The organism is Pannonibacter sp. Q-1 (assembly GCF_054073275.1).
Genome location: NZ_JBSXNB010000005.1, coordinates 1 through 26,107 on the forward strand (window position 1 = coordinate 1; position 26,107 = coordinate 26,107).

At 63.7% G+C, this 26,107-nt stretch carries 21 protein-coding genes; 7 read left to right on the plus strand and 14 right to left on the minus strand.

All coding sequences use genetic code 11. The annotated features are described in order from the left end of the window. Positions 1-264 precede the first annotated feature (264 nt). The gene (locus ACVNHC_RS14920) at positions 265-1,179 is read left to right on the plus strand and encodes a glycosyltransferase family 2 protein (RefSeq protein WP_457167731.1); all 915 of its coding nucleotides are present in this window, start codon (positions 265-267) and stop codon (positions 1,177-1,179) included. On the opposite strand, the gene ACVNHC_RS14925 is transcribed toward ACVNHC_RS14920, so the two are convergent. The 10 genes from ACVNHC_RS14925 to gmd all read right to left on the minus strand — a co-directional run bounded on the left by ACVNHC_RS14925 (position 1,169) and on the right by gmd (position 11,380). Next, positions 1,169-2,230 (minus strand): glycosyltransferase family 2 protein, encoded by a 1,062-nt coding sequence (locus ACVNHC_RS14925; protein ID WP_457167733.1) that lies wholly within the window; start codon positions 2,228-2,230, stop codon positions 1,169-1,171. The genes ACVNHC_RS14920 and ACVNHC_RS14925 overlap by 11 nt on opposite strands. After that, positions 2,227-3,135 carry an alpha-1,2-fucosyltransferase gene (locus tag ACVNHC_RS14930; RefSeq protein WP_457167735.1) on the minus strand — a complete coding sequence of 303 codons (909 nt, stop codon included), beginning with the start codon at positions 3,133-3,135 and terminating at the stop codon, positions 2,227-2,229. Before ACVNHC_RS14930 ends, ACVNHC_RS14925 begins: the two co-directional genes overlap by 4 nt. Then, entirely contained in the window at positions 3,125-4,096 is a 972-nt protein-coding gene (locus tag ACVNHC_RS14935; protein WP_457167737.1) for a glycosyltransferase family 2 protein, read from the minus strand. The genes ACVNHC_RS14930 and ACVNHC_RS14935 overlap by 11 nt, the downstream gene beginning before the upstream one ends. Before the next feature lie 11 nt (positions 4,097-4,107). Beyond that, positions 4,108-5,157, minus strand: a complete 1,050-nt coding sequence (locus ACVNHC_RS14940) for a glycosyltransferase family 10 domain-containing protein (protein WP_457167739.1) — start codon at positions 5,155-5,157, stop codon at positions 4,108-4,110. Positions 5,158-5,219: 62 nt separating this feature from the next. After that, entirely contained in the window at positions 5,220-6,053 is an 834-nt protein-coding gene (locus ACVNHC_RS14945; protein ID WP_457167741.1) for a glycosyltransferase, read from the minus strand. A 2-nt stretch (positions 6,054-6,055) separates the two neighbouring features. Further along, complete coding sequence (locus ACVNHC_RS14950) at positions 6,056-7,315, minus strand: ABC transporter ATP-binding protein (protein ID WP_457167743.1); 1,260 nt, start codon at positions 7,313-7,315, stop codon at positions 6,056-6,058. Between the two features lie 3 nt (positions 7,316-7,318). Then, entirely contained in the window at positions 7,319-8,167 is an 849-nt protein-coding gene (locus ACVNHC_RS14955) for an ABC transporter permease (protein WP_050473580.1), read from the minus strand. Positions 8,168-8,196: 29 nt separating this feature from the next. Next, positions 8,197-9,384, minus strand: a complete 1,188-nt coding sequence (locus ACVNHC_RS14960) for a DegT/DnrJ/EryC1/StrS family aminotransferase (RefSeq protein ID WP_050473579.1) — start codon at positions 9,382-9,384, stop codon at positions 8,197-8,199. Further along, a complete protein-coding gene (locus tag ACVNHC_RS14965; RefSeq protein WP_457167746.1) occupies positions 9,365-10,309 on the minus strand; it encodes a GDP-L-fucose synthase family protein in 945 nt (314 codons plus the stop codon). Before ACVNHC_RS14965 ends, ACVNHC_RS14960 begins: the two co-directional genes overlap by 20 nt. 3 nt (positions 10,310-10,312) lie before the next feature. Then, the gene (gene gmd, locus ACVNHC_RS14970) at positions 10,313-11,380 is read right to left on the minus strand and encodes a GDP-mannose 4,6-dehydratase (RefSeq protein ID WP_050473577.1); all 1,068 of its coding nucleotides are present in this window, start codon (positions 11,378-11,380) and stop codon (positions 10,313-10,315) included. Positions 11,381-11,640: 260 nt separating this feature from the next. Between gmd and asnB the strand changes: the two genes are divergently transcribed. Beyond that, positions 11,641-13,587, plus strand: coding sequence for an asparagine synthase (glutamine-hydrolyzing) (gene asnB / locus ACVNHC_RS14975; RefSeq protein ID WP_457167748.1), 1,947 nt, complete (start codon positions 11,641-11,643; stop codon positions 13,585-13,587). 25 nt (positions 13,588-13,612) lie between these two features. Here asnB and ACVNHC_RS14980 read toward each other — a convergent pair whose 3' ends face one another. After that, positions 13,613-14,086 (minus strand): Lrp/AsnC family transcriptional regulator, encoded by a 474-nt coding sequence (locus ACVNHC_RS14980; protein WP_050473575.1) that lies wholly within the window; start codon positions 14,084-14,086, stop codon positions 13,613-13,615. A gap of 118 nt (positions 14,087-14,204) precedes the next feature. Here ACVNHC_RS14980 and ACVNHC_RS14985 point away from each other — a divergent pair, with 118 nt between their 5' ends. The 5 genes from ACVNHC_RS14985 to ACVNHC_RS15005 all read left to right on the plus strand — a co-directional run bounded on the left by ACVNHC_RS14985 (position 14,205) and on the right by ACVNHC_RS15005 (position 22,729). Next, positions 14,205-15,644, plus strand: a complete 1,440-nt coding sequence (locus tag ACVNHC_RS14985; RefSeq protein ID WP_457167750.1) for an aminotransferase class V-fold PLP-dependent enzyme — start codon at positions 14,205-14,207, stop codon at positions 15,642-15,644. A 78-nt stretch (positions 15,645-15,722) separates the two neighbouring features. Then, positions 15,723-16,634 carry a methylated-DNA--[protein]-cysteine S-methyltransferase gene (locus ACVNHC_RS14990; RefSeq protein ID WP_457167752.1) on the plus strand — a complete coding sequence of 304 codons (912 nt, stop codon included), beginning with the start codon at positions 15,723-15,725 and terminating at the stop codon, positions 16,632-16,634. Positions 16,635-16,785: 151 nt separating this feature from the next. Next, complete coding sequence (locus tag ACVNHC_RS14995; protein ID WP_457167754.1) at positions 16,786-19,182, plus strand: ATP-binding protein; 2,397 nt, start codon at positions 16,786-16,788, stop codon at positions 19,180-19,182. Between the two features lie 278 nt (positions 19,183-19,460). Next, on the plus strand, positions 19,461-20,357 hold the full coding sequence (gene olsB, locus ACVNHC_RS15000; RefSeq protein WP_457168248.1) for a l-ornithine N(alpha)-acyltransferase: 897 nt from the start codon (positions 19,461-19,463) through the stop codon (positions 20,355-20,357). 188 nt (positions 20,358-20,545) lie between these two features. Further along, complete coding sequence (locus ACVNHC_RS15005) at positions 20,546-22,729, plus strand: transglycosylase domain-containing protein (protein ID WP_457167756.1); 2,184 nt, start codon at positions 20,546-20,548, stop codon at positions 22,727-22,729. On the opposite strand, the gene ACVNHC_RS15010 is transcribed toward ACVNHC_RS15005, so the two are convergent. The 3 genes from ACVNHC_RS15010 to phaZ form a co-directional block, all read right to left on the minus strand. After that, complete coding sequence (locus ACVNHC_RS15010) at positions 22,730-23,467, minus strand: M48 family metallopeptidase (RefSeq protein WP_457167758.1); 738 nt, start codon at positions 23,465-23,467, stop codon at positions 22,730-22,732. 248 nt (positions 23,468-23,715) lie between these two features. Continuing rightward, positions 23,716-24,129, minus strand: coding sequence for a DUF2852 domain-containing protein (locus tag ACVNHC_RS15015; protein ID WP_050473670.1), 414 nt, complete (start codon positions 24,127-24,129; stop codon positions 23,716-23,718). Between the two features lie 289 nt (positions 24,130-24,418). After that, positions 24,419-26,023: a polyhydroxyalkanoate depolymerase gene (gene phaZ / locus ACVNHC_RS15020; protein WP_457168250.1), complete on the minus strand. Its 1,605-nt coding sequence runs from the start codon at positions 26,021-26,023 to the stop codon at positions 24,419-24,421. Between the last annotated feature and the right edge of the window lie 84 nt (positions 26,024-26,107).

Sequence of the window (26,107 nt, forward strand, 5' to 3'; positions counted from 1 at the left end):
CGGAAGCCTGCTCCGGCGCCTGAACTTAACCATCTGACAAAAATAGCCTTTCCTAGCTATCTATGTCAGCCCCCACCTTTATATGAAGGCATTCGGGATGCTGAGACGGCACGCCTGGAGATGCTCGGGATCGCACAGGCTTGGCCATTTTTCAGCAAGTCAGGCACATCGGAAGATGACATCTATTCTCAGGATGTCCGAACGGCGTTGCCACAATTCCAGCCCGGAACCCGCACAAGTGCCGGTACAGCAACAGAGACCAACATGACGGCAACGATTCCGCTGACCTTTGTCATTCCCTCCTATGGCCGCCAGCAGAAACTGGAACGGGCGGTGGCGAGCATTCTGGCGCAAGGCGTGCTGCCGGAGGAGATCATCGTCGTTGATGATGCCTCGCCGGAACCTCTTGTGCTGCCGGAGGCGGTGGCTGCAACGGGCCGGGTGCGGCTGATCCGCCAGCCGGTCAATGGCGGGGCGGCGCAGGCGCGCAACACGGGGATTGAAGCGGCGCGCACGGACTGGGTGAGTTTCCTCGACAGCGACGACTGGCTGCTGCCGGACACGCTGCGGCCGCGCTGGCACTTTCTGCAGGAGGGGGAAGACCGGACGGCGGAAAAAGGACGAACGGTCTATGGCTGCGGCTGGCAGGACACTCTTCCCGATGGCACGGTGCTGCGCGAGCGCGTCCCCCTGCCCGCCCATGGGCCGGCGGATTTCTTCCGTGGCTGCTGGTTCTCGCCCGGCTCCTGCATCATCCTCAACCGGCAGGAGGTGCTGCGGCTCGCAGGCGGGGCGGATGGCAGCCTGCGGCGGCTTGAGGATTATGAGTGGTTCGTGCGCATCGGTCTGGCGGGTTTTGTGCTGAAGGTGCAGGACATGGCCGGAGCCGGCATTGAACGGGGCAGCAACACCAGCCTTGCCGCTGTCAGCGCGGCGGCAGATGCCATCAGCCTGCGCATTGCCGGTCTCACGAGGGACCGGCAGGACAAGGCGGTTTTGCGGCGGCGGGCCAATGCCTATCTGCGCTATGAAAGGGCGGCATCGGCCTGGCGGGAAAAGCGCCTTGCGGCCTTCGCCCTGCTGATGGCCGGCTCCCTTGCCGCAAGCCCCAGGCTGAAGCTCTCTCCCCTGCCCGGCTGGACACTGCGCCATGCCCCTGCACCCCGGGTCAGACCCTGACCCGTGCCTTCACCTTGCGCCACAGCAGGCCGCATGTGGCCCGCGGATGCCGGCGCATGGCCTCGGCCAGGGCCCGAAAGGCAAGGCCATGGCTGCGGTTGCGCACCGCGCCATTGAGCAGCCGCATGAGAAAATCGCACATCACCGTTTCGCGCCGTGCCTGCGGGCTCAGCTGCCCGTAGTGTTGCCAGGCTGTCTCCAGCTCATCACGGGCGGCGAGCGACAGATGCGCGTGGCGCAGCACGAAGAGGGCGGCCTCCACATCCTGGCGCAGATGCGCGGGAACGGCCTCGATCAGTCCCGCGTGCAGCTTTTCCGCCCCGGCGGTGGGGTCGGCCAAGCCCGCCACACGGGCCCGGTGCGCCAGCAGGGCGACCATGGTGCCCAGTTCCTGCGTATTCCTGTGGACAGCGGACACATTGGCGCCGTGCATGCGGTAGTTCAACAAGGGCTGCGGCAGGTTGGCGATGCCATAGCCCAGCTCGCTGATGCGCAGCCACAGGTCATAGTCTTCGCAATGGGAAAAGAGCTTGCGGTAGCCTCCGGCCTTCAGCACGGCCTCGCGCCGCATCATGACGGTGGGGTGGGCCACGGGACAGCCATGTTCCATGAAACGCGCTGCCTCCGCCACGCTGACCGGATAGTCCCCCAGACGGATGGTCCGGCCGGCCTTGTCCATGATGCGGATGAAGCTGCCCAGTACACCCAGTTGCGGCTCGGCTTCCATCCGGGCATGCTGAAGGGCAAAGCGCTTGGGCATGGCCACGTCATCGGCGTCCATACGGGCGATGAGCCCGGCCTGCGCCCGTTCGATACCCTCGTTCAGCGCCGAGACAAGCCCGCCGTTCGCCCGCTCCACCAGCACGATGCGCGGGTCCCGTGCGGCAAGCTCCCGCAGGATGGCACCGCTGCCATCGGTCGAGCCGTCATTGATGATGATCAGCTCGAAGTCCGTGAAAGTCTGCGCCAGAATGCTCTCCACGGCCTCGCGCACATAGGCTTCGCCGTTGTAGACCGGCAGAACGGCACTGATGGCGGGCTTCTGGCTCATTTCAGCAGGATCCAGTCATCGGGGTAAAGGTCGAGCACGTTGCAGCCGGCCAGCTTGTCCGGGGTGAACCAGCGGGCCGGGGCGATGACGCGCTTGTCCTCGGCGGGGTTCAGCCAGGCGCCCCACCAGGAATAGGAGCTGTTGGCCGTGATGTTGTGGCGGCAGCGCGCCATCAGGAACATGTCTTCCCAGGGGGCAGACGGATCGGAGCGCACCACATGGGCGCGCCGCAGGCCGGCAAAGGCCTCCGCGATGAAATCCGGCTCGTCGGAAAAGAGGAAGAACTCCGCCTCCGGCCCCGCCAGATTCTGCATCAGGGCGACGGCCCGGTCATAATAGCCCCGGTCCAGTGCCGCATGCACGGCGGAGGCCGCCGCCGTCAGATAGTCGCCCCGGCGCACATGCAGCGAAACGCTGCAGGGAGAGGCGGCAATCCTCGCCGCCCAGCCGGCTGCTGTCTCAGTCAGCGGAGCTTTAGGCTGGAACCGCTCGCGCAGCAGCGCCTCGGCGCCTTCGAAATAGCGCGGGCTCTGGAAATAGCCGTCGAGCAGGATTTCCTCTCCCGTCAGGCTGAAGACCGAGGGATCAAAATGGAAATGCGGCTCCCGGTAGACGCCTTCGCGGAAGCTGCTGCCGCCTTTCAGCTTACGGATTACACGGGCAGGCAGCGAGGCGGAGACAGGCCCGGCCAGCGGCGCGCCGGTGTAAAGATCCTGCGGCACCTTCAGGCAGTCCAACTGATAGGGCCAGGCCTTGTAGGCCTCAAAGGCGGACACATCCAGCAGCAGGGCCCTGCCCTGCCGCTCCGCCAGCCCCAGCGCGCCCGCATACTGGAACATCTGGTTCCCAAGCCCACCCAGCAGGCGGATGGCTACCGTGCCGTTCTTGCCAGAATTACCGCTCATTCAGCCCCGCCTTGCGCTTCATGCGCCGCCATAGAATACCAAGAACTGCCGAGCCTACTTCAAGCCAGAAATGCAGGGCATTGCGAAAGATCGAGCGGGCCAGCGCGCTCTCATCCGCCGCAAGGCTGCGGTAGAAGGCCGCCGCCTCCGACGGAGTGCGCAGGACCGGAAGCACCGCATCCACCGCCCGCTGCCGCAGGCTCTCACGGAAGCGCCGGTCCCCGCCGATCAGCTCTTCCCACTTTGAATAGACCAGCATGTGCTGACGGAAAAACCGGATGGCGCGCTCCGGCGCGGGACGGCGCTGTGCGCTCTGGTCATGCACCCGGATGCCAACCACGGCCTCGGGGGTGAAATCGACCTTGCTGATGCGGGCAAGCCTGATCCAAAGATCCCAGTCCTCGCCATGGAACAGCCGCTCATCGAAATGACCTGCCCTGTCCAGAACATCCCGGCGCACCATGACGCTGGAGGCAGAGCCGGACAGGACATAGCCTTCCAGCAGCAGCGGCATGAAGATGTCGCCGCGCTGCTTCGGCGGCACCACATTGCGGTCTGACAGGCGCCCGTCCTGTGCATCGATGAAAAAGTAGGATGAATGCACGAAGCCGGTCTCGGGCCCGCCGCGCTCGAAAGCCTCCATCTGCCGCTCCAGCTTCTCCGGTAGCCAGATGTCATCCGCATCCAGAAACGCAATGAACGGCGCCGACGAGGCCGCAATGCCTGCGTTGCGGGCAGCGGAGACGCCGGCATTCGCGCGGGAAAGACAAAGCACTCTGGCATCTTGCTCAGACAGCCTTGCCATCAGCGCCCCGGTTCCATCCGTTGAACCGTCGTCGACGACAATAATGCGTTCCGGTGGCAAGGTTTGGCGGCAAACAGACTGAATCGCTGCCTCGATATAGGCCTCACCATTGAACACCGGAATGATGACGTCGATGCCCGGCATCCGTTCGATCATGCCATCCCCACTCATCGGCGCAAGCGCCTTTTCACAGCGCGAATAAACTTGATCAAAGCAGGCAGATCTTCCAACAACTCCAAAACTTCCAATCGCAAGCGAACTGGAAATTTAAAAAATTTAATTTCCCGATAAATGACACGAGTTCTCGCTGAGTTTTCGACGAGTAATTTATGATGATCTATAGCGACTCTCGAAAGTAAATAAAATATATTATGTTCCGTCATTACCTTCTTGCGCGACTCAATCAACGCATCCTTGCTCTTTTCATATATATCCGACCTTATAACTTCATTTATTATTTCGATTGCCCTATCAGGTTTGTATATATCTATACGACGCAACGAGCTTTCCGGAAAATATTCCAGAATATTGGGGCGCCCATGGTAAATCGGGAAGGTTAAAGTCAGAAACGGATCTGCAAGTTTCTCAGTCCAGTAATCATCAATCGCGCAGTTCTCCAGCGCGATATGATACCGGTAAGCATCCAGAACATCCCGCTTGTCTGCAAAATCCGCAATGCCCCGGCCAAAAACGTCAACCAGATCCCCAAGAGCCTCCTTGAGCTTTGCAACAAAGGCAAGCCGCGCCCGATGCTCTTCAGTAAAGGCCTTGTCCGACGAGACGACAGAAACGAGCCGTGTCTTCACCGGATCATGCCGCTCGAACTCCTCAAAGCTCATGGGGTCCGGCAAAAGCTTGCCGTCATCCGTCATGCTGCCTGCATGCCATGGAAGCCCTGCCTGGACAAACACCCTGTTCGGATGCGGCGTCTGCCGGTCGGATGTGATCACCACATCGAACTGAGCCAGAAAGGCCTCATTGTAACGCTTGACGTTTTCAGGCTCGGAACAGACGAAAACCTTGAGTGCGCGGGCAGGCACGGCAAGGCGCGCGACGGGCAAGGCATCATACACAAAGACAACATCCGCCTGTTCGACCGGCACGAAGAACTGAACACCTTGCACTGTGTCCTGGCCTTCGGGAAGCTGCCGTTTCCATGGCCACTTCGTGTGACTTGTAACAAAAGCGGCGCGTACAAGCGGCAAATCTGTCTTCATTTGTAGAACGCCACCCTCGTATCTCCGGCCCAAATATTCTGGATTTTATCGGCAGGTGGTGCTCACCTGAAGTCTATCCCCATGACGACAATGAGGCTCATCAATCGCCAGTTGGACAAAACAGGTTTCAGACCTCTGGTCCGGTAGAAATGCTTTGCGACCTCGGCGACGCGCTCCCGGGCAAGATGCAAAAAGCCCGGCTTTCCAGCCAAAGAAGGCAGGCAAGAAAATATGATTCGGATAAGCTCGTTATACTCCCGTTCCCGCCCGTTTCTCGAATGGCCGGTCAGTGAGTCTTCATGCATCCAAAAGTTCTGCATCGGATAGGATGATGGATGAGCCTCCACACCAAGGCGGGCAAGCCGTAAGTTCAACTCAAAATCACCGGCAATCCTGTAGGAGGTATCAAAGCCCCCAAGGTCCGTCAGAATGTCCCGCCTCACCAGCATAGAAAAGAGAGGTGTTCGGCCATGGAAGACGCCTTCAAGGTCAAACGGGGAGGCAGAGCAGTGCCGCTGTGTATCGCCCGTATGATTGAGAAAATCAAATGTCAGAACCGGCGCGCCAGAAGTCCACTCGCCATCCGGCCGGAGAAACCGGTCAAAGAAAGATGCCGAGATAAAATCATCCGTCGCAAGGAAGCCGGTATACCGGCCCCGCGCCATGCGGATGCCCTTGTTGGCGGCATCATAGAGACCTTCATCCGGCTCACTCAGAAGGCGGACATGCGGATACCTGCGGATCAATTCAATGCTGCCATCCGTCGACCCGCCATCCACTATGATATGCTCCACCTGCCCACGAAAAGCCTCTGGAATGCTCTCTATGCAGCGGACAAGAAAGCTGCTCCGGTTGTAGCATGGCGTGACAAAGGAAATGACTGGCACTGCGGACATCCCTAGAGCCTCCGCCAATCAAGCTGCGGACCGATCAGACCGGGACGGCGCGTACGCCAATAGGGAGACCGCAGGCCCGTGAACTCGATGGTGATCCGGCTTCCGGCTTCGCTTTCTTCAGGATCGAGAAGCCAGCGCTCGTTATGCAGGCTGGCGACGAGGCGGATATTGTAGTCGCCGGCATTGAGAACACGCGCGGGCAGATAGGCCACAAGCCGGTGCCGCCCTTCCGACGTCACGGGCCAATCCTCTTGTGCGCCATCAGTCGTGAGTGAATAGAACAGGGCATTGCCGAGCCCGTCATGCACCTGAATGCCAAAGTTCAACTGTGGCACGTATGTGTGGACATCAACGTCAATCAGAACGCCGACTCTGTCCGCGTCACCAAAACTGGCAGAAGCGTTTTCGGGGTCATCAAGAAATGTCCGGAAGTCGTGAACCGTGAAGTGGTCCCGCCTGATCGGCAGTTGTGCCCGCCAGTCAGCTTGGGTGATTCCTGCCTGCGTATAGCGGGTCAAGCCGTCATCCACATCATGGGTGTCCATCTGCAAACTGCCGCCGGATAGCCAGACGATGCGCGAGCATAGCTGCCGGACGGCGCTCATGTTGTGCGAGACGAACAGCACCGTGCGCCCGGCGCTGGCGACGTCGCGCATCTTGCCGAGGCACTTATTCTGGAAATCCACGTCACCGACGGCCAGTACCTCGTCGATGATCATGATCTCCGGTTCCAGATGCGCCGCCACCGAGAAGGCGAGGCGCATCTTCATGCCGCTGGAATAGCGCTTGATCGGCGTGTCGATGAAGGCCTCGATGCCGGAGAAGGCGACGATCTCGTCAAAGCGCGCCTTGATCTCGTGCTTCCTGAGGCCAAGGATCGTGCCGTTGAAATAGACGTTCTCCCGGCCGGTCAGCTCCGGATGAAAGCCGGTGCCCACTTCCAGCAGCGAGCCCACCCGGCCGTTGAGGATGGCCTCGCCGGCGGTCGGCGTGGTGATGCGCGAGAGGATCTTCAGCAGCGTGCTCTTGCCGGCGCCGTTGCGTCCGACGATGCCGACGACTTCGCCCTCGTTCACGTCGAAGCTGACATCCTTCAGCGCCCAGAATTCGCGCGGCCCGGCCGGGGCCGTCTCTGCCGCCGGTTCGGGGCGCTTGCGGGAGACGAGGGAGGCCAGCATGTCACGCAAGGTGTCATGCGCGGGGCCTGATCCGTTCAGCCTGTATTTCTTGCCGATGCCGTTGACACTGATGATGGGCGCCATGCGTCAGATCCTGTCAACAATGGCCGGCTCAAGCTTGCGGAAGGTCCGGAAGCCGAGGGTGAAGATGAGGGCGGTCCAGACCAGCAGGATGCCATAGGCCGTGAGGGACGGGAACGGGCTGCCCAGCAGGACCGCGCGGGCCGTGTCCAGCAGCGTCGCCACCGGATTGAGCAGGAAGAGCCACTGCCAGGCCTGCGGCACGAAGCTGACCGGATAGATCACCGGCGTTAGATACATGCCGATCTGCACGAAGAAGGGCAGGGCAATGCTGATGTCCCGGTAGATGGCGTTGATGGGCGACAGCATCAGCCCGATGCCATAGCCCAGCAGCCCGCCGAAGAGCAGCAGCAGGGGCAACAGCACCACATAAGGCGTGGGAGCCACGCCATAGATCAGCATCAGCACCAGCAGGATGGCCAGAGATATGCCAAGCTCCACAGCGGCAGAGAGCGCCGGCACCAGCGGCAGGATCAGCCGGGGAAAGAACACCTTGGTGATGATGCCCTCGTTCTTGACGAGGGAGCCGGAGGATTCCACCACCACCTTGCTGAAATACTGCCAGAACAGCAGACCGGACAGGACAAACACCGGATAGGGCACGCCATCGGCCGGGATCTTCGCCAGAAAGCCGAAAATGAGCGTGAAGATCACCGTCGTCACCAGCGGCTGCATCACCGCCCAGGCCACGCCGACGACCGACTGCTTGTAGCGGATCTGGATTTCGCGCAAGGCCAGCGTCCAGGCGATGTCCCGGTTCGACCAGACATCATGGATGCTGTCGGCAATCGTGTGGCGAGTCCGTGGACGGATCACGACGCGGGTTGCGCCGTGATCTGCAGGCGTGTCGGGCATCGGTTCGCTTCCGGTTTCTGGGCCTGGCCTCAGCTATTGGCCGCCGTTGCCACCGCATCGTCAAGCGCCTGCCGCAGCAGCGCGAATTCCTGATCGAGCGGATAATGATGGTTGCCGATGAACAGGCCCGAGCTGTCGATGATCTCCGCATTCGGCAGGTTGCCGCTGATGGAGTAGTCGAACCAGCGCAGAACCTCGTTCTTGGCGAAGTTGCCCGCCACGATCGGCCGTACATCGATCTTGTGACGGTTGAAGGCGGCGATCAGGTCTTCGCGGCTGACGGGCGCATCCGGCCCTACCAGCATGGAGAATCCGAACCAGCTGCTTTCGCCGATTTCCTGCTGCGTGCGCAGGAAGGGGAAGTCCGCCAGAACAGCCTTGAAGCCTTCGGCATTCTTGCGGCGCTCGGCGACAAGGTTTGGCAGCTTGCGCAACTGCGCAAGACCGATGGCGCCGCTCATTTCCAGCGGACGCAGGTTGTAGCCCGGCAGCACGAAACGGAAGGATTCCGTGAAGGCGTCATCGCTCTTCGGCGTGGTGATCTTGTTGACCTTCGGCAGGTTCCGCGTCCAGCCATGGGCGCGCAGCGCCAGCAGGATGTGGTACAGCTCCTCGTCATCCGTCACCACCATACCGCCTTCCATGGTGGAAATGTGGTGGCTGAAGAAGGCGCTGAACGTGCCCATGATGCCATGCGTGCCCGCCTGACGGCCCTCGAAGGTGGCGCCCATGGACTCGCAGTTGTCCTCGATGATGTCGATCTGCCGGTCACCGATGATCTGGCGGATGCGGGCAAAATCGTTGGGATTGCCCAGAAGGTTCACCACCATGATCGCCCGCGTCGCCGGGGTGATCGCCCGTGCCAGCTGGTCGAGGTCATAGTTCAGCGTGTTGATGTCCACATCCACGAAGCGCAGCTTCAGGCCGTACTGGTAGAGCGGATAATAGGTCGTGCTCCAGGACACGGCCGGCACGATGACTTCCGCACCCGGCAGCAGCGGCGCATCCTTGCGGTAACGCAGCGCGCCCACCATCACCAGATTGGCTGAGGAGCCGGAATTGACCATGACGCAGTATTTGCTGCCGCACCAGTCCGCAAAGGCCTGCTCGAACTCGGCCACGCGCGGGCCCATCGAGAACATGCCCGATTCCGTCACGCTGCGGATCGCGGCGTATTCCTCTTCATCCCAGCTCGAATTAGCCAGCGGATAGGTCATTTGCGTCATCCAGTTTCAGGAAATACTCATAGGTCTGGCGGATGCCCTCGCGCAGCTCCGTGCGCGGGGTCCAGCCAAGATCCCGCTGGCGGGAAACATCCAGCAGCTTGCGCATCATGCCCACAGGCCGGGATGTGTCAAAGACGAAGCTGCCATCATAGCCGATGACATCGGCAGCGGCTTCGTAATAGTCGCGGACGGACAGGTCCGTGCCGATGCCGATGTTCAGGTCGCCGGGCAGCGCTTCGACGCGGTCAAGGCAGAACAGGATAGCTTCGGCCAGATCGCCTGCGAACATGAACTCGCGGCGCGCCGTGCCGTCACCCCAGATCTCCACCTCGCGCTGACCCGTCATCCGCGCCACGTGCAGCTTGCGGATCACCGCCGGCACCAGATGCGAGACCTTCGGGTTGAACTTGTCGTAGCGGCCGTAAAGGTTGCAGGGGATCAGCGTCTTGTAGTGCAGCGCCGGATCTTCCGCACGCATGTAGCTGCACAGGCGGGCGGTGACGCATTTGGCCAGCGCATAGCCCTCGTTCGTCGGCTCCAGCGTGCCGCTCAGCACGTCTTCCTCACGCAAGGCGTCCGGGCTGTTGCGCGGATACATGCAGGAGCTGCCGAGGTTCAGCACCGTCTTTACGCCCGCATCGCGGGCGGCCAGGAGCAGGTTCTGCCCCATCGCCAGATTGCGGGTCAGGAAGGCCACTGGCTCGCGGATGTTGGCCTGGATGCCGCCCACATGGCCGGCGCAGTGGACGACCACATCCGGCCTGTTCGCCCGCAACCATTCAAGAACGGCGGCCTGATCCAGCAGGTTCACGCTGGCACTTGATGGAGCGAGCACCTCGTGGCCCGTCCCTTCAAGACGGTCCAGCAGGTTGCGCCCGACCATGCCCGATGCGCCGGTGACGAAGATCCGCGCCATGTGTCAGACCCCGGCCGGCTGGCTTCCCGCAGTGCGGCGGGCCTCTTCGAGATCGCTCGCCACCATTTCCTTCACAAGGTCATGGAACGGCGTCGTATGCTGCCAGCCAAGCTTTGCCTTCGCCTTGGAGGGATCACCCAGCAGCAGATCCACCTCGGTCGGGCGGAAATAGCGCGGGTCGATCTTCACCAGCTCGGCGCCGGTCTTGCTGTCGAGGCCGACCTCGTCCACGCCTTCGCCCTTCCAGACGATGGTGCGGCCGAGCTCACCAAAAGCCAGTTCCACGAATTCGCGCACGGAATGGGTTTCACCCGTGGCCAGCACATAGTCGTCCGGCTCGTCCTGCTGCATGATCCGCCACATGCCTTCGACGTAATCGCGGGCATGGCCCCAGTCGCGCTTGGCGTCGAGGTTGCCGAGATAGAGGCTCTTCTGCTGGCCCAGTTCGATCGCGGCCACGGCGCGGGTGATCTTGCGGGTCACGAAGGTCTCGCCGCGGATCGGGCTTTCGTGGTTGAACAGGATGCCGTTCGAGGCGTGCATGCCATAGGCCTCGCGGTAGTTCACCGTGATCCAGTAGGCATAGAGCTTGGCGGCGGCATAGGGGCTGCGCGGATAGAAGGGAGTGGTTTCCTTCTGCGGCGTCTCCTGCACCTTGCCATAGAGCTCGGAGGTCGAGGCCTGGTAGAAGCGGGTCTTGCCTTCCAGCTTCAGCAGGCGGATTGCTTCGAGAATGCGCAGCGTGCCGATGGCATCCGCGTTGGCGGTGTATTCCGGCGTTTCGAAACTGACCTGCACATGGCTCTGGGCGGCGAGGTTGTAGATCTCGTCCGGCTGGATTTCCTGAATGATGCGGATGAGGTTGGTCGAATCCGTCATGTCGCCATAGACAAGGCGGAACTGCGTCTCGGACTCGTGCACATCCTTGTAGAGATGGTCGATACGTCCCGTATTGAACGAGGATGACCGGCGCTTCACACCCCAGACGGAATAGCCCTTGGAGAGGAGAAGTTCGGCGAGATAGGCGCCGTCCTGTCCGGTCACGCCAGTGATGAGTGCTTTTTTCTGCAAGGTTCGATCCGTTGTTCCGGGCGCCTGCCACCGGGGCGGCGCGTCTCATATCTGCTCAGGAAACCTGCAGTCGTTTACACGATGCATGGCCACAACGACAACAAGGAAGATGCCCGCTTTTTCCATGTATCATGTATTGCTGCCGTGGCACACCTGCTGACCGGGCCTGTCTGGCCGCCTGTTCCGGCTCCCCATCGCACCTTTGACAAAGGCCGCAGCCGTTGTAGGAAAAGCAGAAAGCGGCAGGATGGATCACAGGCATGTGCGGCATTGCGGGACTGATGAACTTGACAGCGGGAGGCGATGCCTCCCGGGCGGCCGCCCAGTCCATGATCGGCTGCCTGCACCATCGCGGACCGGATGACAATGGTGTCTGGGCGGATGACGGCATCGCTCTGGCGCAGGCGCGCCTGTCCATCATCGATTTGTCGGCCGCCGGGCATCAGCCGATGTTCTCCGCCTGCGGCCGCTTCGTCATCGTCTTCAATGGTGAGATCTACAATCATCAGGATCTGCGCGAGAGCCTGGACCGTGCAGGCACGGCACCGCAATGGCGTGGGCATTCCGATACGGAGACCCTTCTCGCGGCCCTCGCTGCCTGGGGTGTACGTGCGGCACTGGAACGGTCTACCGGCATGTTCGCCTTTGCCCTCTGGGACCGGCAGGCCCGGACGCTGACCCTGGGCCGCGACCGGCTGGGCGAAAAGCCGCTTTATTACGGCTGGCAGGGCGGTAGCTTTCTCTTCGGCTCGGAGCTCAAGGCGCTCAGGGCCCATCAGGACTTTCAGGCGCCGGTAGACCGGAACGCGCTGACGCAGTTCATGCGGCTCGGCTATGTGCCTGCGCCCCACACGATCTATCAGGGCATCTTCAAGCTGATGCCCGGCACATTTGCGGTGCTGGCGCAGGCCGCAGCACCCGGCACACCGCCGCAGGCGGAGACCTACTGGAGCGCGCAGGCCGCCGCAGCCCAGCCGCAGGACAGCGGCATGAGCGATGAGGAGGCCATCGCGACGCTTGACCGGCTTTTGTCTCAGGCGGTTGCCAGGCAGATGGTGGCCGATGTGCCCCTGGGCGCATTCCTCTCCGGCGGCATTGATTCCACCACCATTACTGCCCTGATGCAGGCCCACTCCACCCGGCCCGTGAAGACCTTCACCATCGGCTTCCATGAAGCCGGATATGATGAGGCCGTGCATGCAAAGGCCGTGGCGCAGCATCTGGGCTGCGATCACACGGAGCTTTATGTCAATGCCCGCGAGGCGATGGATGTGATCCCGCGCCTGCCGCAGATCTATGACGAGCCCTTCGCCGATGTATCTCAGATCCCGGTGTTTCTGGTCTCGGCGCTGGCCCGCCGCCACGTGACGGTCAGCCTCTCGGGTGATGCGGGAGACGAGCTTTTCGGCGGCTATAACCGCTACACCTGGGGCGCCAGCCTCTGGCGCAGGCTTGGCGGCATGCCGGCCGGACTGCGGTCGGCAGGCGGAGCGGCGCTGCAAGGGGTGCCGCCGCATGGCTGGGACAGGCTCTTCTCCCTTGCCTCCCCCCTGCTGCCACGGGCGCTGCGTCAATCCGCTCCGGGCGCAAAGATCCACAAGCTCGCGGGCCTTGCCGGAGCGCGGAACCCGGAAGATCTCTACCGGCGGCTCATCTCCCGCTGGCAGGAGCCGCAGGCTCTGGTCAGGGGCGGCACTGAACCTGCGCTCACCTCCGCCGGAGGCTTGCAGGCGGGCGGCGGCAGCCTGCCCGAGCAGATGATGCTCCTCGACCAGACCGGTTATCTGCCCGATGACATTCTGGCCAAGGTGGACCGCGCCGCCATGGCCAACTCGCTGGAAACACGCGTGCCGCTGCTGGATCACGGGGTGGTGGAATTCGCGTGGCGCCAGCCGCTCGACCGCAAGATCCGCAATGGCGAAGGCAAATGGCTGCTGCGGCGCGTTCTTAACCGGCACGTGCCGCCGGCTCTGGTGGAACGGCCCAAGATGGGCTTTGCCGTTCCGGTGGACAACTGGCTGCGTGGCCCCTTGCGGGACTGGGCCGAGGCCCTGCTGAAAGAGGATCGGCTTGAGAGCGAAGGCTATCTCGACGCAGGGCTTGTCCGCCGGACATGGCGGGAGCATCTCTCGGGGCGCCGCGACTGGTCGCACCAGCTCTGGATTGTCCTGATGTTCCAGGCCTGGCTTGAGAGCGTCAGCCTCTGACGTTTACACCAAAGACTGCCCGCCTTCACCGCTCCTTCGTCTCCCGCACTGGCAGGGGGCGTTGCTCCTCGATGGCTTCCATGGCGAAGTAGGACGTGACGCTGTCCAGTTCCACGCCGGAGATCAGGCGGCGGTAGACGGCGTCGTAGCTGGCCATGTCGCGGGTGACGACTTTCAGCATGTAGTCATAGTCGCCGCCGATGCGGAAGAAGTCGATGACTTCCGGGATCTGCACCACGTGGCGCCGGAAAATATCCAGCCATTCCGCCGAATGGTGGCGGGTGCGGATCATCACGAAGACGACCAGATCAAGGCCCAGCCGGGTGCGGTCAAGCTGCACCGTCTGGCCGGTGATCACGCCGTCCTTCTTCAGCGCCTGAATGCGGTTCCAGCAGGCGTTGGGCGACAGATGGACCTTCTCCGACAATTCGCGCTGGGTCAGGCTGCCATCCTCCTGCAGCGCCTTGAGGATGGCCTTGTTGAACTGATCAATCATCATGCGCCTTTGTCGAACAGATTCATGGCTATGAGGCGCAATGATGTGAAATATGGGAACATATCTCAAGTCTGATCGCATAATTTTCGATGCATCAGTCTTTTTCCGTTGGAACCATCCCATGCCGATGAGCCTTGAAGCCTTCCAGAGCAGCCTGCGCACCTCCCGCCCCGTCGAGGCGCTCAGCGCCGGGCTGATCGGGGAGGGGGCGGAGATCGAAGGCGCTTTCGGGCCGCGCAGGATCACCTATGCGGATTACACCGCCTCGGGCCGGGCGCTGCGGCAGGTGGAGGAGTTCATCCTCGCCGAGGTTCTGCCGTATTATGCCAACAGCCACACGGAGGCCTCCTATTGCGGGGCGCGGATGACCACGCTGCGTCGCGAGGCGCGGGCACAGATCGCGCGCAGCACCGGTGCGGATGAAAATTACACGGTGATCTTCACTGGCTCCGGCGCCACGGCTGGCATCAACCGGGCGCTCAGCCTGCTCGGCTTTGGCGGGGCAGGGCAGGAGGGTGGCCGCCCGGCGGTTCTCATCGGCCCCTATGAGCATCATTCCAACATCCTGCCTTGGCGCGAGAGCGGTGCGGAGGTGATCGAGATTCCCGAAGCCCCTGTAGGCGGGCCGGATATGGATGTGCTGGAGGCCGAGCTTCTGCGCCTCAGGGACCGGCCGCTGGTGCTGGGCGCTTTTTCTGCCGCCTCCAACGTCACCGGTATCCTGACGGATGTGGATGCGGTGACCCGCCTGCTGAAGCGCCATGGCGCGCTCGCCCTCTGGGACTATGCGGGCGGCGGCCCCTACCTGCCCATTGCCATGGCGCCTGAGGCGGACTGCGCCAAGGATGCGGTGGTGGTGTCGCCGCACAAGTTTCCCGGCGGGCCGGGGGCATCGGGCATCCTGATCATCCGCAATGCGGCGGTGCGCGCCAATAAACCCACATGGCCGGGCGGCGGCACGGTGTCTTTCGTGTCGCCCTGGGGGCATGACTATTCCGCTTCGCTGGCCGCGCGTGAAGAAGCAGGCACGCCGAATGTGCTGGGTGATATCCGCGCGGGCCTCGCCTTTGCGGTGAAGGATGCGGTGGGTTGCGATTTCATCCTCGCCCGCGACAAGGAGCTGGCCCGCATGGCCTTCGCGGCCTGGGACGGGCATCCTGCCTTGCGCATTCTGGCGGCGGATCAGCGGGACCGGCTGCCCATCTTTGCCTTTCAGGTGCTGGACCGGCAGGGTGCGCAGGTGCATCCGCAACTTTTCACCCGCATGCTGTCCGATTTCCACGGCATTCAGGCCCGTGGCGGCTGCGCCTGCGCCGGGCCTTATGCGCACCGGCTGCTGGGCATCTCTCAGGCGCGCTCGGAAAGCCTGCGCGTTTCGATCCAGGCCGGGGACGAGATCGAGAAGCCCGGCTGGACGCGGCTCAACTTCAGCTACCTGATGAGCGATGAAACCGCCCGCTTCATCCACCAGTCGGTCGCGGAACTGGCGGCCGAAGCGGGTGAGCGGGCAAAGCTTTATGTGGCCGACACGCGAACGGCCCGCTTCCGCAAGGCGGGCTGAAGGCTCGCTTATCGGGTGGCGCGGCAGCAGGGCCGGGGTTAGGGTCGGGATCTGACAATCACCGGACCTGCCGTTGCCATGACCCAGCTTTTCGACCTGAACCTTGCCGGACGCGAGGCGGCCGCCGTTCCCGAAACGGGGGAAGCCGCCGCGCGGGACTATGCCATCGTCCGCCAGACGCTGGAGCGCATTTCCGATACCTGGCGGGACCAGCCGGCACTGGAAGATCTTGCCCGCGAGGCCGGGCTGCAGCCGATCCAGCTGCAGCGGGTGTTCTCGCGCTGGGCCGGGCTGACGCCCAAGCAGTTCCTGCAGGCGATCACGCTGGATCATGCCCGTGACCTCTTGCGCGATGCCGCCAGCATTCTGGAAACCTCCTATGAGGTGGGGCTGTCCGGGCCGGGGCGGCTGCATGATCTCTTCGTCACCCACGAGGCGATGACACCGGGTGATTACCGCAACCGCGGGGCGGGCCTCACCATCCGCTACGGCTTTCATCCCTGCCCCTTCGGCCAGGTGCTGATCATGGCAACCGACCGGGGCCTTGCCGGGCTCGCCTTTGCCGATGAGGGCGAGGAAGCCTCCGCTTTTGCCGACATGTCCGGCCGCTGGCCTGCGGCCGTCTTCGTGGAGGATGACGTGGCAACAGCGCCTTATGCGGCGCGGGTGTTTGATCCGGCCAGCTGGTCTGAGGACACGCCGCTCAAGGTCATCTTCATCGGCAGCGATTTTGAAATCCGCGTCTGGCGCACGCTGCTGAAGATCCCCATGGGCAAGGCGACCACCTATTCCGACATTGCCCGCAGCCTTGGCAAACCCAGCGCGGCGCGGGCGGTGGGCTCGGCCGTGGGGCGCAATCCGATTTCCTTTGTCGTGCCCTGCCACCGGGTGCTGGGACGCACCGGCGGGCTTTGCGGCTATCACTGGGGCCTGACCCGCAAACGCGCCATTCTCGGCTGGGAAGCCGGGATCACCGGCATGGGAGGCTGAAGGGAAGACTGATCGGGGAAGATGAAAAGCCTAAAATTCGAAAGGCTTTTTCAAGGGATTGGACTGCAAGCTTGTTTCCGGCTGTGCCCGCAGAACCTTGCCGGGCCTTCATCAGGATCAGGCCTGCCGTGCAGGCCGCTGGGGACAGGGCATGCGACCGCAATCGGCAGACGGAAACGGCAGCAAGGCTGAAGCGGGAACGGGCCCGAAGGCACAACAGCCGGACGGCCCCGAGCGCCCGGAGGGGCAGAAGCGCCCGCAAAGCCCGAAAGACGCAAAGCGTCCGCCGAAGGGCAAGGCCGGTCAGCCCGGATCCGCGCCGGACGAGCCCGACGCCCTGACCCGCGCCGGGCGCCGGTTCGGTCACGAACGGGTTCTCACACTGGCCGCAGCTATTGGCGTTCTGGCGCTGATTGCTGCCCTTCTGCTGCTCGGCGGCGGGCCTTACGAGCGGCTTCTGGCGCTGGTTCTCGGTTTTGCCGCAGGCGGGCTCGCCATCGCCTGTGTCATTCATGATGACCGCCACCGCCTGCAGACCGCACTCGGCACAGCAGCAGTGGAGACCCACCGGCTGAACCAGCGCATCGAAGAGCTGGAAGATGCCGCCTGGGAGCTGCGCGAATCCGACGAGCGCCATGCCAGCATTCTCCATGCGCTGGGCGATGTGGTCATCCGCCGCGACATGGAAGAAAACGTCATCTATGCCAATCCGGCGGCCGGAAGCCTGTTCTGGCCGGAGCAGAGCCCGCGCCCCGGCGAAAAGCTGGAGCTGCCGCTGGCGGATACGCCGCAGGATCTGCTCAGCGCCGAAGCCACCGGCGTCTTTGGGGATATCCTGCTCGACACCCGCGAAGGCCCGCGCTGGTTCTCCCGCATCGACGTGACCGTGCGGGAAGGGCCGCGTGGAACGCCGGTACTGCAGACCGTGCTGCGTGACGTCACGGCGCGGCGCAAGATGGAAGAGGAGCTTCTGGCCGCACGCCAGAATGCGGAAAGCGCCAGCGAGGCCAAGTCCCGCTTTCTGGCGACGGTCAGCCACGAGGTGCGCACGCCGCTCAACGGCATTCTGGGCATGGCGGCGCTTTTGTCCGACACCCATCTCACCCATGAGCAGAGAGCCTATGTGCGGGCGCTGGAAACCTCCGGCGAAACGCTGCTGCTGCTGATCGACGAGCTGCTGGACTTCTCCCGCGCCGAAGCCGGCAAACTGACGATCCAGCCGGGACCGGTGGACCTCGAAAGCCTCGCTGAGCATGTGGTGGAACTGCTGGCGCCGCGTGCCCATGCCAAGGGGCTGGAGATCGGCTTCACCGCCGACCCGGCAATTCCCCGTATCGTAACGGCTGATGCCAACCGGCTGCGGCAGATCCTGTTCAATCTGGCCGGAAACGGCATCAAGTTCACCGAAGAGGGCGGCGTCCTCATCAGCCTCGCCATCACGCCGCAGGGCAGCGGCAGCCTGCTGACGCTGGAAGTGCGCGACACCGGCATCGGCTTTTCGGCGGCGGATGCCGAACGGCTGTTCGGCGAGTTCGAGCAGGTGGACCACGGCCCTGCCCGCCGCTATGGCGGCACGGGGCTTGGGCTTGCCATCGTCCGCCGGCTCGTGGGGCTGATGGAAGGCACGGTGGAAGCGGTGGCCGAGGAAGGCAAGGGTGCCGTCTTCCGCATCTGCCTGCCGCTGCCCGAAGCTCCCGATGCTGCCGGTGATGCCGGTCTTGAATGCCTGACAGGCCGCCGCATTGTGATCGTGTCACAGGGCGTGATCGAGGGCGAAGCGCTGGCGCTGCAGTTCACCACCCATGGCGCCAGGGTGCAGCTGGTGCAGCCGGGAGACGACACGCTGGCCGATGCCCTGCCCCATGCGGACCTCGTGCTGCTGGAGCATGGCGCGGTGGCCGATGGCGCGGGCTGGCTGGCCACGGCCCGGGCAGCGGGCTGCGTGGCGCCGGCTATTGTTCTCGTGACCCCGCAGGAGCGGGACCGGCTGGACCGGCTGCGCGAGGCAGGGTTCTCCGCCTATCTGGTGCGGCCCGTGCGCGGGCGCACGCTCCGGCGCATCATTGCCAGCCTCATGGGCGAAGGCGGTGAAACGCTGGCCTGGGAAGCGGCCGTGGATCTGCCGCCCGAGCGCATTCCCGGCGCGCCGCACCGGCTTGCTCCGGCCCGGCCGCTGCGGCTGCTGCTGGCCGAGGATAACGATATCAACCGGCTTCTGGGCGAAGCGCTGCTGCGCAAGCTCGGCCATGAGGTGACGGTGGTGCCCGACGGTCTGGAGGCCTGGCGCGCGGCCAGCGAGCAGAATTTCGATGCCATCCTGATGGACCTGCACATGCCGGGGCTCGACGGGCTGGATGCCATGGCCCAGATTCGCGAGATCGAAACCGCCCGCGGGCGCCCGCATGTGCCGGTGCTGATCGTCACGGCGGACGTGATGCCGGCCGCCCGCGACCGGGCAAGAGCGAGCGGTGTTGCCGGTTTCCTCACAAAACCGCTTTCCCGCGAAGCCGTTGAAGACGCATTGGAAAATCTGCCCTCCCGGACATAGTGCCGCTCCCGGATTGTTACCGTCACGAAATATTGTGAACGCTGGCCGTTGTCATGCTAGTGTTGGAAAACTATGGTCTACGGCAAGATCAGGGTTTCGCCGGTTAAGGGGATGAGAATCACTGCAGCGGCGCAGCAATCTGACAGGACAAACGAGGCCTGCGGCAACGGTTTCGCAGGGCCCCCGGTGGGAAACAACCGAGGCAGATAGGGGACCGAATCTCAATGATGCGGCCAGGTCTATTTTCTCCGCGCAAGCTCGTGCAGAAGTTCGTGCCGATGATGGGCGAACAGGGCATTTCCGCGCGCTTTTTCCCAGGTTTCGCCAAGTCTCTGCATGGCGAAACAGGCCTTTACGGCGATCTTTCCCTTGGCCGTGTCGGATCGCTGGAGGTGCGCCTCGCCCGCACCGCGCGTGAGGTGAAGAAGGCGCAGCGCCTGCGCTATCACGTCTTCTACGAGGAAATGTCCGCCATCGCCGATGCGCAGACCCTCGCCGCCCGCCGCGACATGGATGCCTTTGACGCCATCTGCGATCACCTTCTGGTCGTTGACCATGCCTCGATGAAGCGCAACAAGCTGGGCCGCCTGCAGCCGCAGATCGTCGGCACCTACCGCCTGCTGCGCCAGGACGTGGCCGAGGCAAACGGCGGCTTCTACACCGCCAGCGAATATGACATCCAGCCGCTGGTCGATGCCAATCCGGGCCTGCGCTTTCTGGAACTGGGCCGCTCCTGCGTGCTCAAGCCCTACCGCAACAAGCGCACGGTCGAGCTGCTGTGGCACGGCATCTGGGCCTATGTGATCCGCCACCGCATCGACGTGATGATCGGCTGTGCCTCCATCGAGGGCACGGATCCGGACCGGATCGCCAACCAGCTTTCCTTCCTGCACCACCATGCCCGTGCGCCGGAATCCTGGCGCGTGCGCGCCGTGGCGGAGCGCTATGTCGAGATGAACCGCGTTGCCCGCGAAGAGCTGAACGACAAGGCCACCTTGCGTGAACTGCCGCCGCTGGTGAAGGGCTACCTGCGCCTCGGCGCCTATATCGGTGACGGGGCCGTGGTCGACTATCAGTTCGGCACCACAGACGTTCTCATTGTCATGCCGGTGACGCAGCTGAATGAGCGCTACGTGAATTATTACGGTGCGGACGCCTCGCGCTACTCAAGCTGAGCTGGCGAACTATCCGCATCCAACGCCAAAGGACCGCTGCCTCTCCGGGGCGGCGGTTTTTGTTTGCGGGGCTCCGCATCCACGCCTCATCCGGCGCCCAAGGCTTAACGCCGCCTTAAACCAGCCGCTCTAGTTTGATGCAGACTGCCTGTGCTCCCCGCGCAGGCCCGCAGAGTGACGAGAGGCTCATGGCACGCCGCCCGGCAGGCAGCAATCGGATTGAACCGGCGTTTGGCTCTGCCAGCGGCGATCTTTACGATGTGCGCCCGGGAACCGGTGACGTTTCGGCAGAGCGCCCGGCCAGACGGCCCCGGCGCCCGCGCGCTGACGACAGCGACGCCCCCGCCCCCCGCCGCAAGCGGCCCGCAAAGGCAGGCGGCAAGGGCAAGGCCAAAAAGAAAGCCCGGCGCAGCCGCGCCCGCTCGTCCAATCCGCTGTTCTGGCTGATCCGCAAGCTGTTCTACTGGGGCTTCGTCCTGTCCATCTGGGGCGGTATCGCCGCCACCGGTGTGGTCGTCTATTACGCGGCCCATCTGCCGCCCACCTCCGAATGGAAGGTTCCGGCCCGCCCGCCCAATGTGAAGATCGTCGCCACCACCGGCGAGCTTCTGGCCAACCGGGGCGACACCGGCGGCGAGGCCGTGCGGCTGGAGCAGCTTCCGGCCTATCTGCCGCAGGCGGTGATTGCCATCGAGGACCGGCGGTTCGAAGACCATTTCGGGCTGGACCCGATCGGTCTGGTTCGCGCCTTCACCGTCAATTTCACCTCCGGCAATCTGGTGCAGGGCGGCTCGACGCTGACCCAGCAGCTGGCCAAGAACCTGTTTCTCGAGCCTGACCGCACCCTGAAGCGCAAGGTGCAGGAAGTGGTGCTGGCGCTGTGGCTGGAAGCCAAATACTCCAAGGATGAGATCCTGGAGATGTATCTCAACCGCGTCTATCTGGGCGCCGGCGCCTATGGGGTGGATGCGGCTGCGCGGCGCTATTTCGGCAAGTCGGCGCGGCTGGTCACCCTGCAGGAAGCCGCCGTTCTGGCGGGCCTGCTGAAGGCGCCCAGCCGCTATGCCCCCACGCGCAATCCCGAGCTGGCCTATGAGCGTTCCAAGGTGGTTCTGACCGCCATGCGCGATGCCGGGTTCATTGATGCAGCGGCCGCCCGGACCGCCATGAGCGAGCCCGCGCAGGTGGTCAGCGACAGGAACACCGCCAGCGCCAATTATGTGGCGGACTGGGTGATGGACCTGCTGCCGCAGTTTGCCGGATCCATCGACAGCGACATCATCGTCGACACCACCATTGATCCGGCCATGCAGCTGGCAGCGGAATCCGCACTTGTTGGCGCGTTGAACACCCATGGCCGGGAGCTCGGCGTCTCCCAGGGCGCCATCGTCATCATGGACACGGCTGGGGCCGTGCGGGCGATGGTCGGCGGCCGGAATTATCAGAAGAGCCAGTTCAACCGCGCCACCAACGCCCGCCGCCAGCCGGGCTCCGCCTTCAAGCCCTTCGTCTATCTGGCGGCACTGGAAAGCGGCATGACGCCGGACACGATCCGCCGGGACGAGCCTTTCTCCCTCAAGGGCTGGCGGCCGCAGAACTATACCAAGCAATATTACGGCGATGTCACGTTGACCGACGCGCTGGCCATGTCCCTCAACACGGTGGCTGCGCGGCTGGCGGTGGAGACCGGTCCGGCAAAGGTGGTGAAGGTGGCGCAGAAGCTGGGCATCCGCTCGCAACTGGCGGCCAATCCCTCGCTGGCGCTGGGCACATCGGAGGTGACGCCGCTGGAGATCACGGCGGCTTACGTGCCCTTTTCCAATGGCGGTTACGGGGTTGTGCCGCATGTCATCCGCCGCATCCGCACGGTGGAGGGCCGCACGCTCTATGCCCGGCAGGGGGATGGAACGGGCAAGGTGATCGACGGCCTGCGCCTTGCCCAGATGAACCACATGATGGCGCAGACGCTGGTCACCGGCACGGGCAAGAAGGCGATGCTGGCCGATCAGCGCCCGGCAGGCGGCAAAACGGGCACCAGCCAGGATTTCCGCGATGCCTGGTTCATCGGCTACACCGGCAACCTGACGGCCACCGTCTGGCTCGGCAATGACGACAACAGCCCGACGAAGAAGGCGACGGGCGGCTCGCTGCCGGCGGAGATCTGGAAGGCGGCGATGGACAAGGCGCATGCCGGTCTGCCCGTGGCGGGGCTTCCGGGTGTTGCCGAACAGCTGCCGCAGAATTACGGCCCCGTGCCCACCGACAATGCCCCCATTCCCCCGGCGGATGTGGGGGCCGATGGCCGGGTCATTCCGCCGCCGCCCTCGGAAGGCGGGCCGCTCGGCTTCATCGGAAGGCTGTTCGGCGGCTGATCAGCCGAAGAGATGCAGCTTGCCGCCCTCGTCCTTCAGCCACTGGCGGGCCTTGGGCGTGTGCGGGGCAAGCTGGCGGCACAGCGCCCAGAACCGGTCCGAATGGTTCATTTCCCGCAGATGCGCCACCTCGTGGGCCGCGACATAATCGAGGATCTCCGGCGGGGCGAGGATCAGCCGCCAGGAGAAGGACAGACGTCCGTTCGAGGCGCAGGAACCCCAGCGGCTGCGGGTGTCGCGCAGGGAAATGGCCGTGGCCTTCACCCCCAGCGTGGCCGTATGGCGGGCCACGGCTGCTTCGATATCGGCCCGCGCCTGCCGCTTCAGCCAGTCGGCCACCTTGCGGCCCGTATGTTCGGCAGCGCCGGGCACGCTGAGCACCGGATGACCTTCTGTATCAAGCCCCGCCGTCACCAGCCCGCGCAGGCGGCCGGAAGGCTCGATCCGGTGCAGGACGCCCCGGACGGGAACAACCGATCCGGCGGCAAAGGGGGTTGTTTGCGGCAGGGCCGCGAGCTTTTCCTCCAGCCAGCCGGCGTGCTTTTCGGCAAAGCGCTGGGCGGTGGAGAGCGAACCGCCCTTGGGGATGGTCAGCACCGGGCCGGACTGGTCATGCGGCAGGCGCAGCAGATAGCGCCGCGCGCGCGGATCAGGCCGCAGGCGCACGGCAATCTCGCCGCCGCTCAGCGGCAGCACGATGTGGTCCGGAAAAACAGGCCGCCGCAGCCGTGAGAACATTCCGCTTTCCTGCAAGGCCCGCAGACAGGCGCTGCGGGAGGTGATTCGACCGTATCAGAGGGTATCCGGTTTTGCAGGCGGGGGGAGTGGCTTGCAGCGCATTCACCCTCACCTTGTCAGCCCCGCGCAGGTGGGAATGACACCCGGTACCAAGGCACTGAGGCTCACTCGTTCCGTCTTGGTATAAACGGCGAAAGCGGCGCAAGGTGCGCCGCTTCCCGCGTGGTGCGCCGTACCGGACCGTACGGTCAGGCAGGGCCAGTGGTGCCGGAGCTGCGGCCGCGGGCAGACATGAAGCGGTCGAATTCTTCCTGATCCTTCGCCCGGCGCAGTTCGCGCAGAAAAGTATCGAATTCGGCGCGCATGGCATCGAGCTTGGCACGCTCTTCTTCCAGGCGCTTCAGCTCGCGCTCCCGGTAGTCGTCAAAGGCCACATTGCCGGTCCGGCCAAAGCTTCCCGTATTCATGGTGTTCACCGCGCTCTTGATCGGGCTTCTGTTCCACTGGTCACGCGCGTCCTGAAACAGCGTCTGGAAGCGGTCACCCCAAAGAATATAGGCAAGCATTGCCAGTCCGAGCGGCCAGAACAACACGAAGCCCAGCACCATCAGCGCGATGCTTGCCCCGTTCCAGCCAGGCCTCAACACAGTGTTCCCAGTCATCGTCATCCCCTTTCGGATTTCAACAGACAAAGACGTGGGGGCGGCGGCCCGGCCTTTCAAGAACATCATGAAGTCCTGTGCCGGTTACACGGGGTTCCGGCCTGCCTGCGGAATTTGACGCAAAGGCAGAAGGATTTATTGAATCAACGGCTTGGACGGAACGTTCGCCGTTCACCGGACCCGGCAGCAGACATGAAAAAACCCGGCCCCGCCCTGATCACCCACCGTAAAGCGGGCGTTTCGGGATGCGGGGCCGGGTCTGATCTCTGATCTGGTATCAGGCCGTGTCTCAGGCGACCGTTTCAGCCAGCTTGCGGGCCTGTTCGATCCAATTGTCGCGGGCCATGCGGCCCCGGAAGTCCAGACGGTCGTCCAGCGCCTCTATCTGCGCATCCGTCAGGCCTGCGATCTGCCAGAAGTGGAAGATGCCCGCTTCATTCAGGGCCTTTTCCAGCTTGGGGCCAACGCCGGTGATGGCCTTGAGATTGTCGGCAACGCCCTGCGGCTTGGCCAGCAGGATCTCGGCCAGCGGATCGGCCTTCGCAGCCACGGCAGCCTTCGGCTCTGGCTTTGCAGCGGCGGCAGCCGCCTCCGCTTTGGGCGCCGGCGCAGCTTCGGCCTTGGGTGCTTCGGCCACCGGCTTTTTCACCTCGGCCGGAGCGGCCGGCTTGGCGGCAGAAGCCTTCTTCAGGCGGTCGCGGTTGGCCTGGGAATGGGTCAGGATGAAGTCGATCATGCGCGGGGCAATTTCGGCGCGGAAGCGCGAGCCGTTGAACACGCCGTAATGGCCCACATTCGGCTGCTCGTAATGCACCTTCATGTCGTCCGGCAGGCTGGTGCAGAGCGTATGTGCGGCACGGGTCTGGCCACGGCCGGTGATGTCGTCCTTCTCGCCCTCGATGGTCAGCAGCGCGGTCTTGCGGATGGCGCCGCAATCCACCAGCGTGTCGCCGTGCTTCATCTTGCCCAGCGGCAGGGAGTGCTCGATGAACACGGTCTCCACCGTCTGCAGATAGAACTCGGCCGTCAGGTCCATTACCGCCAGATATTCGTCGTAGAATTCGCGGTGCTTCTCGGCGCTGTCACCGTCACCCTTGACGAGATGCTTGAAGAAGTCGCGGTGGGCGATGACGTGCCGGTCGAGGTTCATGCTCATGAAGCCCGAAAGCTGCAGGAAGCCCGGATAGACGTAGCGCATCATGCCCGGATGCGGGAACGGCACCTGCATGATGACGTTGCGCTTGAACCAGTTGATGCCTTTGGACATGGCCAGATCATTGACGGCAGTCGGCGCGACGCGGGTGTCGATCGGCCCGCCCATCAGCGTCATGGTCGAGGGCGAATAGGGGTCGTTGCGCGCTTCCATCACGGCGACAGCCGCCAGCACCGGCACGGACGGCTGGCACACGGCCACCACATGGGTGTCCGGCCCGAGGAAATGCAGCATGGAGATGACGTAGTCGATGTAGTCATCCAGATCGAATTTGCCGTCCGAGAGCGGCACCATGCGGGCGTCGATCCAGTCGGTGATGTAGACATCGGCGCGCGGCAGCATGGCTTCCACCGTGCCGCGCAGCAGCGTGGCATAGTGGCCGGACATGGGCGCCACGATCAGGATCTTCGGGTCATTGCGGCGCTGGGGGGTGCCGCGCTCGAAATGCAGGAGGTCGCAGAAGGGGCGGCGCCAGACCACGCGCTCGCTCACCGGCACCTTCATGCCGCCGATGGTGGTTTCCGGCAGACCGAATTCCGGCTTGCCATAGCGCCGCGTCGTGCGCTCCAGCACTTCGCAGGCCGCCGCAACCTGACGGCCGAGCTGCGTGTGGCTCATCGGGTTGAACGGGTTCTGGAAATAGAGCCGTGTTGCGTCCGCTGCGGCACGCACCGGGCCCATGGCGGCATGGTTGATCTCGTAGAGATGATAGAAGGGCAACACTTCTGATCCTTCGTCGCTGGCCCGGCGAACACGCGCTGTCTC